Source organism: Oleiphilus sp. HI0043, assembly GCF_001634935.1.
In genome coordinates this window covers 1-329 of record NZ_LWEY01000992.1, presented here as the reverse complement: position 1 = coordinate 329, position 329 = coordinate 1, and the positions used below count along the sequence as shown (strand labels likewise).

The following is a 329-nucleotide window of genomic DNA, read 5'->3' as shown; positions in this document are numbered from 1 at the left end:
GAAGCAAAGTGAAGCCAAGCAAAATCTGGAAGCGTGATGACCCCTTCTTCGCTGAAACCGTTGCTCAAGCAAAGAAAGATGGTGTAAATCTTGAAATGGACAACAAGATTATTCGCAAGGGTAACAAAGTGACGGTTTATATGACCTCGGTTGCACCAAACTTTGGCCTGAACAAATTTACCGTTAAGCAAGGCGATGAAGTCACCATGGTGATCACTAACCTTGATATGGTAGAAGACGTAACTCATGGTTTCTGTATGGTCAACCATGGCGTCAGTATGGAAATTGGCCCTCAGCAAACCCAGTCAGTGACCTTTACCGCCGACAAG

Annotated in this window: 1 pseudogene; it reads left to right on the top strand. The window is 45.0% G+C overall.

Annotation, left to right across the window (positions count from 1 at the left end):
* A pseudogene (locus tag A3729_RS10720) lies at window positions 1–329 on the top strand (TAT-dependent nitrous-oxide reductase); the annotation flags it as partial.